We start from the raw sequence: 13,544 nt of genomic DNA, 5'->3' as shown, positions 1-13,544 counted from the left end.
CAATCGGAAGTCGCCGCTTTGTCCAAGGGAACGCAAGCAAATGCGGCGCGCCTGCGTCATTCCGCAGGCCGCCTCTCCGAGGCCCCGTCAATTCGAAGAGAAAAGTCTACTGCAAGATCCGCGCGGCGGATGGCATGGAATGGTCATGCGCGATGCCGGCATCGGCGTCGCCGATCGCCCTATCGAGACCGGTTGCTACCACGGAAACCCTGAAACGGCCTTCCATGCTCTTGTCGAAGATGGCGCCGACGATGATATCGGCATCCTCGTAGACCTCTTCGCGGATGCGGGTGGCGGCCTCGTCGACCTCGAACAGGGTCATGTCGCGGCCGCCCGATATCGAGACCAGCACGCCCTTGGCGCCCTTCATCGACACTTCGTCGAGCAGTGGGTTGGCGATCGCGGCTTCCGCCGCCTTCATCGCCCGGCTTTCGCCTGATGCCTCGCCGGTTCCCATCATGGCGCGGCCCATGCCCCGCATGACCGATTTGACGTCGGCGAAGTCGAGATTGATCAGGCCTTCCTTGACGATGAGATCGGTGATGCAGCTGACGCCGGAATAAAGCACCCGGTCGGCAATGACGAACGCATCGGCGAAGGTGGTCTTGGCATCGGCGATGCGGAACAGGTTCTGGTTCGGGATGACGATCACGGTGTCGGCGGCTTCGCGCAGCCGCTCGATGCCCTCCTCGGCCATCTGCATGCGGCGCCGGCCCTCGAAAGTGAAGGGCTTGGTGACGACGCCCACCGTCAGTATGCCGGCCTTGCGCGCCGCTTGCGCGATGATCGGGGCAGCGCCGGTGCCGGTGCCGCCACCCATGCCGGCAGTGACGAAGCACATATGCGTGCCGGCCAGATGATCCATGATCTCGTCGAGCGATTCCTCGGCCGCGGCGCGACCGATCTCGGGCAGCGAGCCGGCGCCCAGACCTTCGGTGACATGCGCGCCAAGCTGGATCAGCCGCGTCGCCTTCGACATGGTCAGCGCCTGGGCATCTGTGTTGGCGGCGATGAATTCGGTTCCCTGAAGCTGCTCCACGATCATGTTGTTGATGGCATTGCCGCCGCCGCCGCCGACGCCGATAACGGTGATCTTGGGCCTCATCTCGGAGATTTCCGGCTTCTTGAACTCGGCCATGCCTGCTTCTCCTTCGCCAATTGCGCGCGCTTCACGACCCACGAGCAGACTGTCTGCAAGACACTGCAATCGAGCGGCATGACGCGAATCAGTCCGTTCGGATGGGTGCCCCAAAAAGCCAGAGAGCGGCCGGACGTGCAAGTGCGCGCAAGGTCAAGATTTGTGAGCGCGATATTGCAAACCGCCACGCGGATGCCGCGTGCCTGCAAACCAGGCCGAAAGGCCAGCAATTACGGTGCCCAGCGAACGTTGCGCCGAGGCGAACGCGATACATGGCGCCGACGCTGATCATGCATGCCAATCACAGACAAAGCCGGCTGCGTTGTCCGAGCTGCGCGAAACCGGCTGCAGGACAATCTCCCGCCTGCGCCGGCATCGTGTCGCGCGACCTGCCCTTGGCCGCATTGCCAACGGCTTGCCGCGTAACGATTGAGGCGTCTATCATGCACCGATATATCGCTGACTTCGGCGTCCGCCGTGCTCGGCCCAATCAGGATCACCTGCGGCTGCCGTCGTCAGGCCAGATTTCAGAACGAACGAAGTAGCGCCCGCCAATGGCCGACAGAACACGATTCGGGCTGAGCGCCATCGACAGCGTACCTCTGCATGAGAAGGTCTATCTGGAGCTTGTGCGGGCACTGATGTCGGGCCAGTTCACGCCCGGCCAGAAGCTGACGTCGCGCAAGCTCGCCAAGGAACTCGGCACCAGCGACATGCCAGTGCGCAGCGCCTTCATGCGGCTGCAGGCGCTGCGCGCGCTAAGCCCAATGCCGAACGGCAGAGTCGAAGTGCCGGTCATTTCGGCCGAACGGTTTTCGCAATTGACCGCCGTGCGCACGATTCTGGAAGGCTCGGCGACCGAACTCGCGACAAAGCGCATCAACGGCAACAATCTGCGGACGATCCGACGCCACAGCACCGAATTGACCCTGGCTGCGCGCGAGGGCGATATCGACGACTATCTCAGGAAGAATTACGCCTTCAAATTCTCGATCTATCGCCATTGTGGTAACGAGCAGATGATCTTCCTGATCGAGACCGTGTGGATGCAGGTCGGCCCCTTCCTCAGGAACCTCGCCATGGGGTTCGAGGACGATCTCGCCTCCATCCTCGACATCGACTATCACGAGGAAGTCGTCGCCGCGATCGAGGCGCAGGACGCGGCGCGTGCTCGCGCGGCCATCGCTCGCGACATCGACGAAGGCGCGGCGCACATCCTGCGCCAGGCCAGATTTCCGGGCGCCAGAGGCTAGGATTGGACGACGATAGTCGCTCGCCCCAAAGGCCGATCGTGCCAGCCCGGCGGCGAAGCAGGCATGCCGAATGCCCCTTGGCTTTCCGCCTTCTAGCCCTTATGTTGCGATCGCAGATCGCGCAATTGGTTTTGAAATGCCTCCCGATATCCCAGCTAGTGACTTGAAAAAATAAGGAAAAATATCCCGCAGTGGCTGGATAGGCTTTCCGAAAACTCACAAGCATTTTTTACCAGGGATAGCGCAGCCGGCAGGGCTTGGGCACCTTCGAAAACCAGAGGTTTTAAAATTGAGCGATGCAATTGCGGACGTTCTGAGCTGGCTTGAAAGCAGAAGCGACATACAGAGCCTGAGGGCGGCGGTGTGCGACCTCAACGGCGTCATGCGGGGAAAACGCATACCGGTGGAGCAGGCCCGCAAGGCGCTGGAAGGCAAGCTGCGCATGCCCTATTCGCTGATCGGGCTCGACATCTGGGGCGAGGATATCGAAGGCAACACGCTGGTCTTCTCCACCGGCGATGCCGATGGACTCTGCCAATGGACGGGACGCGGCATCCTGCCGGTGGACTGGACGGCGCATCCGACCGCGCTTGTCCCGCTCTGGCTCGCCGATGAAAGCGGCGCGCCGTATCTCGGCGATCCGCGGCGGGCGCTGGCCCGTATCCTCGACCGCTACAGGGCGCTCGGCCTGACCCCGGTCGCGGCAACGGAACTTGAATTCTATCTGGTTGATCCGCAATCGCAGCGGCCGGTCGGCCCTGTCTCGCCGGTCACCGGGCGGCGCCTCGATTCCGACGCGGCGCTGTCGATCGACGAGATCGACGATTTCGAAGCCTTCATCCACGACGTCTACGAAGCCTGCCGGGCGCAAGGCATTCCCGTCGACACGGCGATTGCCGAAAATGGCGTCGGCCAGTTCGAGATCAATCTGAACCATGTCGCCGACGCGCTGCGGGCGGCCGACGACGCCGTGCTGTTCAAGCGCACGGTGAAGGGCATTGCCCGCAAGCACGGCTTTGCCGCCTGCTTCATGGCCAAACCCTATGGCGACCGCGCCGGCAACGGCTTTCACGTCCATTTCAGCCTGGTCGACGCCGAAGGGCGCAATGTGTTCGACGACGGCACCGACCAGGGCTCGGAAACCATGCGCCACGCGGTCGGCGGGCTGTTGGCGGCGATGGCCGAGAGCACGCTGGTGTTCGCACCGCACTTCAATTCCTACCGCAGGCTCCGCCCGCGTTCCTATGCGCCGACCGCGGTCGCCTGGGGTTACGAGAACCGCATGGTCGCGATCCGCATTCCCGGCGGCCCGACCGGAGCGCGCCGCATCGAGCATCGCGTGTCGGGGGCGGACGCCAATCCCTATCTGGTGCTTGCCGCCATATTGGGCGCGGCCCTGATCGGCATCGAAAGGCAGATGTCGCCGGGCGAGCCGACCGGGAGCGACGGACAAGGCGCGGCACCAGCCAAGCTGCCGCCGGACTGGGCCTCGGCGATCGCCACCTTCGAAAGCGGTACGCATGTGGCGGAGATCTTCCCGGCGATCCTGCGCGACTCCTTCGTCGCCTGCAAACGCCAGGAGTTGAATACGTTTGCTCTCAACGTCAGCGATTTCGAGATCGAGACCTATCTCGAAAGCGTTTAGGCTCAACTGACCATAAGCATCGGCGCGGACGACTTTCCAGCAGCCGCATTGCTGGCAGATGCAGACGCGGATCGGCAGGCCGAAGGCGATGATGGCACATGACGCCGCCGCGCTTGCCGCGGAAGCGACCGGCTTCTTCGGCCAGGCGCATCTGACGCGCGTGTTCAAGTCCGTGGTCGGAGTGACGCCCGGCGCCTGGATGAAGAGCGCCGGCAGCCCGTGACATTTCCACCTTCATGGAACCGAGCATCTAGCCAGTATGACAGAACTGGCGTGCAGCGATCGGTCATGTCCCGGCAGCTGCGGTAGGGCCTGCAGGCCCCGAGCGTCTTGCGCACCGAAACCCAATCGTGTCAGACAGGCTCGCGCCAGGGCCGCATTGCTGTCGATGACGACCAATCCACTGACATCGTTGAGGCTGGCGGCCACCACCGACAGTTCGGTGCAGCCAAGAAGGGCGGCATCGGCGCCGGCCGTTTGCGCGATATCAAGCGCGCGCTCGGTCTCGATCGCCGCCTCCATCGTCGAACCGGCCTTGACGAGACTGATCGCGTTGTCCACGCGCTCCTGGAACTCGGTGTTCGCGGGAAGGCAGAGCCCAAATCCCGCCGCCGACATCTTGTCCTGATAGAAGCCGGAGACCAGCGTGCCCTGGGTGGCGAGAATCGCAACCCGGCCCCGGTCCAGGCCACGACGCGTTTCGGACACGGCTGCGTCGCCGATATGGATGATCTGCGCTTGCGAATTCGCCGCCAGTTGGTCGTACCAATGATGGGCGGTGTTGCAAGGCATGGCAATACAGGTAACACCGAGCACATTGAGCGTCGAGACCGCGGCTTTCAGAGGCGCCAGCGGTCCGTCATGGTTGCCAAGGATCGCCTCGGTCCTGTCGGGCAGCTGTGGCACACTGAGGATGACGGCAGGCACATGGTCGTTGTCCCGGAATGCCTGGGTCATTCGGGTCAGCTTGAAGTAGAAGTCGGCCGATGCAAGCGGCCCGAGGCCGCCGATAATGCCGAGTTGGGGACGGATGCTGTCGTCGATCATCGGACCGGCTCGGCTTCGAGCTGTTCCGAGACGGTTTCGACAGGCTGCGTCGCCTCCCTGTGGCTGGGCGCGATCATTGCCGTGCTCGCCGCGACCGTGCAAACGCTGGCCAGCGTCATGAACGTGTCCACGGCCGCATCCACCGCGACGAACAGGGCAAACGCCGCTTCAAAGGGGAGCTTCAGGTAGCCGCACACGATGGACATCTGGGACAGGATGAGCAGGCTGCCCATGCCGCCGGTCGTGAGCGCGAGAAGCGCGGAAGCGATGCCGACGAGCACGAGGTTAGACACGCCGAGCGGATGGCCGTAGAGCTGGGCGATGAACAGGGTGCCCGAGGTGTAGAGCAGCGCCGGGCCGGTGCGCAGCAATGCCGCCTGCAGCGGCACCAGCAGTTCGACGACCACCAGGTTGAACCGCAGGCGCTCGCTCAACAGGTTGATGACCCACGGCAACGAAGCGACGGTGGAGCGCGTGGTGATGGCCACCATGAGCAGGGGCTGGCAGGTCTTGATCGTCGTCCAGTAGCTGCGCCGCGACCGGATGGCGATAATGGCAAAGGCGCCGGCGACGAATATGAGGCAGGAAAGCCCCATCACCAGCAGGTAACCGCCCATCAGCATGAGCGGCTTGGTCCCGGTCGTCGCAGTCTGGTCCGCGATCAGGATGAAGGTTGCGAATGGCAATCCCCAGATGAACCAGTTGGTGAGGACCGTACAGGCCCGGTAGACCGCGTTGAGCGCCTGAGTCAGGCTCATGGATGAAGGTTGGGGGATCTTGCCCATGGCGAGCCCGAAAAGCAGGCAGAACAGCAAGACCTGGATGGTCTGGCCCGAGGCCAGCGCGTTGAAGACATTGTTCGGCACCAGGTCGAGCAGGATCGAATGCCCGCTGTCGGCGCCTTCATTGGATGGCGGCTGGAACGGGAAGGCGAGATCGGTGGAGACGCTGCCCTGCGAATTGATGAACTCGCCAAGCTCGATCCGCGACTGGGGGTTCTCGATCTGGCCCGGCTGGAGGATCAGCGACAAGCTGCCGCTCACCAGTACGCCCAGGAACGACACGACCAGAACGGCCATACCCACCTTGCCGAGGTAACGCACCGATTTGGGGTCCTGGACCATCGCCGTGATGGAGAAGATGACCGACGAGACCAGGTAAGGCAGGACGACCATCTTGAGGAAATTCAGGTAGAGCTGCGCGACAGGGCTGATCGCATGGGCAAAGGCCGGATAGTAGAGACCGCACAGGATCCCTGCCCCGATCATCGCGAGCGTCGTCACCGGCGAGCGCAAGATGCGCCTTGCCGCGAGGCGCCAATCGAAAGGCACGGGACCGGCTACGTCGGAGATGGCCATGTCAGGCTTTGCTCCCCTGGCGATAGCGGGCGATGATCTCGTCCGTGTTGAGGACCTGCTGCCCCCGGGCGAGATCGAGATAGAGGTCGACAAAGGCCGCGAGGTGCGGATTGTCCGGCCGCACGCCGACGGCGATGGTGTCGACCTTGTCGGTCAGCGTGATCGAGCGCGCGACGACCGTCATCGACGGATCGTCGACCATCAGCTTCTTGATCTCGAAATCATCGCGGTAGGCCATGTCGCGTCCCGTTGCGGATCGCATCGATGATCAAATCCCAGCTGGCGAAGCGGCGGATCTGCGCGTGCGGGAAGGTTGTCGGCGCATAGGTGGCGAATGAAGAGCCCTCGATCACGCCGAGATCGCCCGTGAATTCGCGGATGATCTGCTCGGGCGGCTTGCCTTGCGCAATACGCGCCAGGTTGAGCCGGTTGGCGATCAGCCCTTGGCGCAGCATGGCGTAGGGCCGGGAATAGACGATCGACCGACCGCGCTGAAGGGTCCGGCTGAGCTTGCCGATCGCCAGATCCGCTTGGCCGGAACTCACCAGGTTCACCATGCCGTCGAATGTTGCGGCGGAGCGGTCGAACACCGGCTCCACGCCAAGCTGCGCAGCGATGCCGTGCGCCAGTTCCATGTCTATGCCATTGTCGCCCAGCCCATCGGCCGGGAAGAACGGATTGGAAGCAAAAGCCGGCATTGCGATACGCAACACATCGCCGCCTGCGACGGGCTTTGGGGCGTCCTGCGCCTGAGTGCTGGCCGCCTGAGCCTGCGAGATCAGCAACCCACCGCTTCCGGCCATAAGCAGCGTACGACGCGTAACCGACATGCGCATTCTCAATTCGTGCGGGAGAGCAAGCAAGCAGGTCTGCCCACTCCGCAGTATGCACGCGGAGGTTAAGTAAGCGTATATTTTACATTGCGCTCTTTCTGGATAGTGAGCGAAGCGGCACAGCATCTCAAAATATAAGTATTTCCTGATAGATAAGATCGCGGAAATGGGCGCGTTGCTGCACGTTTGAGGGCAATCGCGGGCCGACCTGCCGGCTCAAGCCGGTGGTTGGATCGGCACCGGGCGCGCCTGGCCGAAGGCCGTTCGTTCAAGCTGAGGGTGCACACGACCTGGTAGCGCTTTGCTGACCCCGCCAGCGATAACCCATCCGCCGACCAGGCGGCCTACGCCTACGAGGACCGCTCGGCCTTCAGCACCGAGACCGCCGCCTCGCTGTTGTGGACATAGTCGTTGGCGTCCGGCTGCTTCTGCAGAAAAAGGATGAACAACAGATCGGTCAGCGTCAGCTGCGCGTCGCGTGCGGTGATTGAGGAAGAGCGCGCGCGCTCCTCGTCGGCGATGGTGTAGAGGCGGATGTCGGCGACCCGGCTCAGCGGATTGTCGTGCAGGCCGGTGACGGCGATCACTGTCGTGCCGCGCTTGGCGGCGAGCTCGGCGATGCGCAAGGTTTCGATGCTGGCGCCGGAATAGGACAGCGCGAACAACACGTCGCCAGGCCCGAGCGTCGCGGCATTGGCCATCTGGATGTGGCTGTCGCTGTCGTGCAGCACGTTGCGGCCGAGCTTCATCAGCTTGTAGGAGAAATCGCGCGCCACCAACGAGGAGGCGCCTACGCCGACCAGATGGATGCGGCGCGCGCCATCGAGCAGCTCCAGCGTCCGGGAGATGATGCGCTCGCTGTTGGCGGCGACGGTCTGCTGCATCGATAGAAGCTTGCTGCCGATCAGTTTCTTGAGGATGACCGGATAGGTGTCTCCAACCTCGATCGAGCCGTGGATGACGCCGGCCGGCACCTGCCAGTCCTGTGCCTTGGCCTCGCTGACGGCGAGCTTGAGCTCCTGGTAGCTGGCATAGCCGAGCTTCTGGCTGAACTTGACGACACTCGACTGACTACGGCCGATCTCGGCTGCCAGCGCTGCCGTCGACAGGCGCAGCATCTGGTCGGGATTGTCGACGATGTACTGGCCGATCTCGCGGTCGCCGGGCGCCATGCCGTCGAGCTTCGCATTGATCTTCTTGAGAACGGACATGGACCCTCAGGAGCGCTTCGATGCTCGGAGGAATAAAATATTCCAATTTCGATTGACAGCCAAGAACGCAGAATTAAATCTCGAACCTGCCAGGTTCGAGAATCGAATGGCTCTCCCGGAGAGACCCGCCTCTGACCGGGCTTTCGCCACGAAAGGGTTCAGCCATGGACAGATTGCGGATCGTCGGCGGACCAAGACTGGAAGGCGCGGTCACCATTTCCGGCGCCAAGAACGCTGCCTTGCCACAGATCGCGGCCGCCCTGCTCAGCCCCTACCCGCTCGAGCTGACCAATTTGCCTGATGTGACCGACGTCGAGAACATGCTGGGCGTGGTGCGGCTTCACGGCGCCGAAGTGACGCGATCGGCGCATGCCGCGATGATCGACACAAGTGCCGCCGTTTCCAAGGAGACATCCTACGACACGGTACGAAAAATGCGCGCGACGGTGCTGGTTCTGGCGCCGCTGCTGGCCCGTTTCGGCCATGCCCGTGTTTCGCTGCCGGGCGGCTGCGCGATCGGCGCGCGGCCGGTCGACATGCATGTCGCCGCCCTCGCCGCGCTCGGCGCCAAGATCGCCATCGAGAATGGCTTGATCGTCGCTTCGGCGCCGAGCGGGCTGACCGGGACGCGCATCGTGCTCAGCTCGCCGTCCGTCGGGGCAACGGAAACCGCCATGATGGCGGCGACCACGGCCAGGGGCGAAACCGAGATCCTCAACGCGGCGCGCGAGCCGGAAGTGGCCGATCTCGCCGCTTGCCTCAACGCCATGGGAGCGCGCATCGAGGGCGCCGGCACGCACCGCATCCTGATCGCCGGCGAGACAGGCTGGCACGCGGCCCGACACGACATTATCCCGGACCGGATCGAGGCCGGGACCTATGCCATCGCCGCGGCAATCACCGGCGGCCAGCTCGAGCTCACCCATGCCCGGCTCGAGCATATGGCCTCGGTGGTGCAATTGCTGGAAACCACCGGCGTCAGCGTCTGGCCCGGCGATCGCGGGCTCATCGTGTCGCGCGACCGGCCGCTCAAGGCCGCCGATCTCACGACGGAACCCTATCCGGGGTTTCCGACCGACCTGCAGGCACAGTTCATGGCGCTGATGTGTTGCGCCGAGGGTGCGTCGCTGCTGCGTGAAACCATCTTCGAGAACCGTTTCATGCATGTGCCCGAACTGATGCGCCTCGGCGCCAACATCAAGCTGCAAGGCACCATGGCTTTGGTGCGCGGCGGCGAGAAACTGCATGGCGCGCAGGTGATGGCCACCGACCTGCGCGCCTCGGTGTCGCTGGTTCTGGCAGCGCTGGTCAGCGAAGGCGAGACGATCATCAACCGCGTCTATCATCTCGACCGCGGCTATGAGCAGTTGGACCGCAAGCTGCGGCTTTGCGGTGCCGACATCGAGCGGCTGAGCACATGAGCGGCGCTGACTATTTTCTCGGCGTCGATGGTGGCGGCACCGGCTGCAGGGCTCGTATCGAAGATGCGGAAGGCTACGTGCTTGGACAGGGCCTGTCCGGCCCGGCGACGACGCGGCTCGGCATCGACGCGGCCTGGGCCTCCATAGCCAAAGCCTTTGGTGCGGCGATCGAGGAGGCTGGCTTTGGGCCGAGCGAGACCTCCCGGATCCGCGCCGGCATCGGGCTTGCCGGTATCGGCCGGAAGGGCGCGTTGGAAGTGCTGCGGGCGATCGCGCACCCCTTTGCGAGCATCGATTACGTCAGCGACGGTGTCGGCGCCTGCCTGGGCGCCCATTCCGGCAGGGATGGCGCCATCGTAATTGCCGGGACCGGCTCGATCGGCCTCGGCTTCGTCGAAGGGCGCGACCTGCGCGTCGGCGGCTACGGCTTTCCGATCTCCGACGAAGGCAGCGGCGCCGATCTCGGCCTGAAAGCCGTGCAAATGGCGTTGCGCGCCCATGACGGGCGGCACGAGCGGACGGCGCTGCTGGCGGAAGTGATGCAGCGCTTCGAGGGCGATCCCATGGAAGCGGTCGCCTGGATGGACGGCGCCAGCGCCACGGATTACGCCGCGCGGGCGCCGATGGTGATGCGCCATGCCGACCAGGGCGATCCGGCCGGACGACGCATCGTGCAAAGTGCCGCCGAGCAGATCGACACGCTGGTGCGGGTGCTGTTCGAAAAAGGCGCGCCGCGTGTGACCCTGCTGGGCGGCCTCGCCAGCCCGCTCGAACCCTGGCTTTCGCCCGATGTAAGGCGCCGCCTGAAGCCCGCCGACGGCGACGCCGTGTCCGGTGCGATCATCCTTGCCAAGAGATCATTCTGCGTAGGGCAGGCTTAGCGACATAGGAATATAATATTCCAATTTCCTGTTGACGATACGAATATCCAATTCTAAAAAGTTAACAAAGAAAAACCTGTGATGACGGACCCAAGGTCCGTGTGCCTGGGGCCCGTTGAGCCATGTCGGACGCCGGCAGCAGAATTTTTTGAAAGCACTGGAATGACCGAGCAAGGGTTGATGTCTGAGCTGGACCTGCTGGTTTCCGAAGGCCGCAATCCGCGGACGATGGATATCGACCTGCTGCCGACCATCGATGTGCTGCGCAAGATCAATGACGAGGACAGGATTGTGCCTGTGGCTGTCGAAAAGGTGCTGCCGGAAATCGCCGCCGCGGTCGACCGGATCGTGCTTGCCTTCCAGAAAGGCGCGCGGCTTATCTATGTCGGCGCCGGCACCAGCGGCCGGCTCGGCGTCCTCGATGCGTCGGAATGCCCGCCCACCTTCGGCGTGCCCGAGGACATGGTGATCGGCCTGATCGCCGGCGGCCCGGACGCTTTGGTGCGGTCGACGGAAGGTGCCGAGGATGACCCGAAAATGGGCGCGCAGGCCCTGCAGGAGATCGGGCTCACACCGGACGATGTCGTGGTGGGCATCGCCGTCAGCGGGCGCACGCCTTACGTCATCGGCGGATTGAACTATGCGAAGCAGGTCGGCGCGACCACGGTTGCCCTGTCCTGCAATCCGGCATCGACCATTGCCGGCATCGCCGACATCGCCATCTCGCCGGTCGTCGGGCCTGAGGTTCTCACCGGATCGACCCGGCTGAAGTCGGGAACGGCGCAGAAGCTGGTGCTCAACATGCTGACCACGGCCTCGATGATCCGCATCGGCAAGAGCTATGAGAATCTGATGGTCGACCTCAACCCGTCCAACAAAAAGCTGGTCGCGAGAGCCATCAGGATCGTCATGCAGACCAGCGGCTGCACGGCGCAGCGTGCCAAACAGGTGCTCGCCCAGACCGGCAATGATGTGAAGCTGGCGATCCTGGTGGCGATCACAGGCTTCGATGTCGAGGCGGCGCGCGCGGCGCTCGGCAAGGCCGGAGGTTTCCTGCGAAAGGCGATCAGCGACAGGACGGCATGAAGCCGCTTTAGACAAGACGGCGCGAAGCCGCATAGACTGGGCCGATACTCCAAAGCATGTGTGTCTTGGAAGCGGTCCGTAGAAACTGCAAGGCCTCAAGTTCAAATCATAATGGGAGACGAAAATGGCAAGGCATCTCACAAGAACACTCCTGTCGGCCATCACGGTTGCCGCGATGCTCGGCGTGGCTGTGGTTTCGACACAGGCCGCGACGCTGCACATGGCGTGGTCGCAGGACGCCACGGGACTTGACCCGCATAAACAGACGGCCTTTTCGTCGCTGCGGCTCCTGGAACTGATCTATGAGCCGCTGGTGCGCGTCGATGCCAGCCTGCAGATCATCCCGGCAATCGCCACTTCCTGGGAATTCTCCAAGGACGGCAAGGAGCTGACCTTCAAGCTCGATCCCAAGGCGAAATTCCAGGACGGCACGGCCGTCACCTCCGCCGACGTCAAGGCCTCGTTCGAGCGCATCCTCGACGAGAAGACCGGCGCGGCCGCGCGCGCCAATTTCCTGTCGATCGCCGGCATCGACACGCCTGATGCGGCCACCGTCGTCTTCCATTTATCGCAACCCGACGTGCCGATCCTGACGGCGATGAGCGATGTCAACGCGGCGATCGTCCCAGCCAGTGAAATCAAGGCCGGGTCGATCGGCACCAAGGCGCTTGGTTCCGGCCCGTTCAAGCTCGACAAATGGGACCCCAACGCCAAGGAGGTGCTCAGCGCCAACAAGGACTGGGCCGGCGGCGCGACCGGCGTCGACGGCATCGAGATCAGCGTGCTGCCGGACGAAGCGGCGATCCTGGCCGCCATGCGCACCAAGCAGATCGATTTCGCCCTGCTCAACGATCCGCTGGTCGCGACACTGGTGCCGAAGGAGGCCAGCCTGCAGCTGAACCGCGTGCCGGTGCTTGCCTATCACGTGCTGCAGCTCAACCCGTCGCGCAAGCCGATGACCGAGCTCAAGGTGCGCCAGGCGATCTCCTGCGCCATCGACCGGCAGGAGGTGCTGGACACGGCTTCGCTGGGCGAAGGCAAGGTCACCGGACCGCTGACCATCCCAGCGCTGGCGACCGATCCGAGCCAGCTGTTCTGCTACAAGCGCGATGTCGAAAAGGCCAAGAAGCTGATGGCCGAGGCCGGCTTTGCCGACGGCTTTTCGGCGACCGTGATCGGCGCCACCGGCGAGCCGCCGACGGCGGCCGCGGAAGCCCAGGTCATCCAGTCGCAGCTGGCTGAAATCGGCGTCAAGCTCGACATCAAGATGATGGAGCTCAACGTCTATGTCGACGCCTGGCTGAAGGGCGATTTCGACATGGCGATCGCGCTCAATGGCGGCCGCGCCGACCCGTACACGATGTACAACCGCTACTGGACCAAGGCAGGCAATCTGCAGAAGGTGGCCAACTACATCGACGACACGCTGGACAGCCAGATGCAGCAGGGCCGCGCCGAGACCGAACCGGCCAAACGCAAGGCGATCTTCGCCGCATTCGAGAAGCACCTCGCCGAGATGTCGCCGTGGATCTGGCTCTACACCTCCTACAGCTACACGGCCCAGCAGAAGAACATCGCCGGCTTCGTGCCGACGCCGACAGGCACGCTGTTCAGCCTGAGCAAGGTTACCATCCAGAAGTAGCCGCAGCAGGCATAGGACGAGAGGTATCC

At 63.6% G+C, this 13,544-nt stretch carries 13 protein-coding genes; 7 read left to right on the top strand and 6 right to left on the bottom strand.

What is annotated here, in order from left to right; all coding sequences use genetic code 11:
* Nucleotides 1-106 precede the first annotated feature (106 nt).
* Nucleotides 107-1,138, bottom strand: coding sequence for a cell division protein FtsZ (gene ftsZ / locus FJV80_RS00840; RefSeq protein WP_095771181.1), 1,032 nt, complete (start codon nucleotides 1,136-1,138; stop codon nucleotides 107-109).
* Nucleotides 1,139-1,692: 554 nt separating this feature from the next.
* Here ftsZ and FJV80_RS00835 point away from each other — a divergent pair.
* From FJV80_RS00835 to FJV80_RS00825, 3 genes are all read left to right on the top strand, one after another.
* Nucleotides 1,693-2,391: a GntR family transcriptional regulator gene (locus tag FJV80_RS00835; RefSeq protein WP_142875313.1), complete on the top strand. Its 699-nt coding sequence runs from the start codon at nucleotides 1,693-1,695 to the stop codon at nucleotides 2,389-2,391.
* Between the two features lie 289 nt (nucleotides 2,392-2,680).
* Nucleotides 2,681-4,036 (top strand): glutamine synthetase family protein, encoded by a 1,356-nt coding sequence (locus tag FJV80_RS00830; protein WP_095771183.1) that lies wholly within the window; start codon nucleotides 2,681-2,683, stop codon nucleotides 4,034-4,036.
* 58 nt (nucleotides 4,037-4,094) lie between these two features.
* On the top strand, nucleotides 4,095-4,259 hold the full coding sequence (locus FJV80_RS00825) for a helix-turn-helix transcriptional regulator (RefSeq protein ID WP_179295777.1): 165 nt from the start codon (nucleotides 4,095-4,097) through the stop codon (nucleotides 4,257-4,259).
* Between the two features lie 11 nt (nucleotides 4,260-4,270).
* On the opposite strand, the gene FJV80_RS00820 is transcribed toward FJV80_RS00825, so the two are convergent.
* From FJV80_RS00820 to FJV80_RS00805, 5 genes are all read right to left on the bottom strand, one after another.
* The gene (locus tag FJV80_RS00820; RefSeq protein ID WP_142875312.1) at nucleotides 4,271-5,083 is read right to left on the bottom strand and encodes an amino acid racemase; all 813 of its coding nucleotides are present in this window, start codon (nucleotides 5,081-5,083) and stop codon (nucleotides 4,271-4,273) included.
* Nucleotides 5,080-6,378, bottom strand: coding sequence for a cation:dicarboxylase symporter family transporter (locus FJV80_RS00815; RefSeq protein ID WP_246688873.1), 1,299 nt, complete (start codon nucleotides 6,376-6,378; stop codon nucleotides 5,080-5,082). The genes FJV80_RS00820 and FJV80_RS00815 overlap by 4 nt, the downstream gene beginning before the upstream one ends.
* A 64-nt stretch (nucleotides 6,379-6,442) precedes the next feature.
* Complete coding sequence (locus FJV80_RS34875; protein ID WP_246688872.1) at nucleotides 6,443-6,679, bottom strand: hypothetical protein; 237 nt, start codon at nucleotides 6,677-6,679, stop codon at nucleotides 6,443-6,445.
* Nucleotides 6,663-7,271: a transporter substrate-binding domain-containing protein gene (locus FJV80_RS00810; protein ID WP_246688871.1), complete on the bottom strand. Its 609-nt coding sequence runs from the start codon at nucleotides 7,269-7,271 to the stop codon at nucleotides 6,663-6,665. Before FJV80_RS00810 ends, FJV80_RS34875 begins: the two co-directional genes overlap by 17 nt.
* Nucleotides 7,272-7,624: 353 nt before the next feature.
* The gene (locus FJV80_RS00805) at nucleotides 7,625-8,485 is read right to left on the bottom strand and encodes a MurR/RpiR family transcriptional regulator (RefSeq protein WP_095786716.1); all 861 of its coding nucleotides are present in this window, start codon (nucleotides 8,483-8,485) and stop codon (nucleotides 7,625-7,627) included.
* Nucleotides 8,486-8,649: 164 nt separating this feature from the next.
* Between FJV80_RS00805 and murA the strand changes: the two genes are divergently transcribed.
* From murA to FJV80_RS00785, 4 genes are all read left to right on the top strand, one after another.
* Nucleotides 8,650-9,906: a UDP-N-acetylglucosamine 1-carboxyvinyltransferase gene (gene murA / locus FJV80_RS00800; RefSeq protein ID WP_095786717.1), complete on the top strand. Its 1,257-nt coding sequence runs from the start codon at nucleotides 8,650-8,652 to the stop codon at nucleotides 9,904-9,906.
* The gene (locus FJV80_RS00795) at nucleotides 9,903-10,787 is read left to right on the top strand and encodes an N-acetylglucosamine kinase (RefSeq protein ID WP_142875310.1); all 885 of its coding nucleotides are present in this window, start codon (nucleotides 9,903-9,905) and stop codon (nucleotides 10,785-10,787) included. The genes murA and FJV80_RS00795 overlap by 4 nt, the downstream gene beginning before the upstream one ends.
* A 162-nt stretch (nucleotides 10,788-10,949) precedes the next feature.
* Complete coding sequence (gene murQ / locus FJV80_RS00790) at nucleotides 10,950-11,873, top strand: N-acetylmuramic acid 6-phosphate etherase (protein WP_142875309.1); 924 nt, start codon at nucleotides 10,950-10,952, stop codon at nucleotides 11,871-11,873.
* A gap of 124 nt (nucleotides 11,874-11,997) precedes the next feature.
* Entirely contained in the window at nucleotides 11,998-13,515 is a 1,518-nt protein-coding gene (locus FJV80_RS00785; RefSeq protein ID WP_095786720.1) for an ABC transporter substrate-binding protein, read from the top strand.
* The last annotated feature ends 29 nt before the right edge of the window (nucleotides 13,516-13,544 follow it).

The sequence above is a fragment of the Mesorhizobium sp. WSM4310 genome (genome assembly GCF_007003935.1).
Classification (GTDB): Bacteria; Pseudomonadota; Alphaproteobacteria; order Rhizobiales; family Rhizobiaceae; genus Mesorhizobium.
The sequence above is the reverse complement of the archived record's forward strand: the minus strand, read 5'-3'. Positions and strand labels throughout refer to the sequence as shown.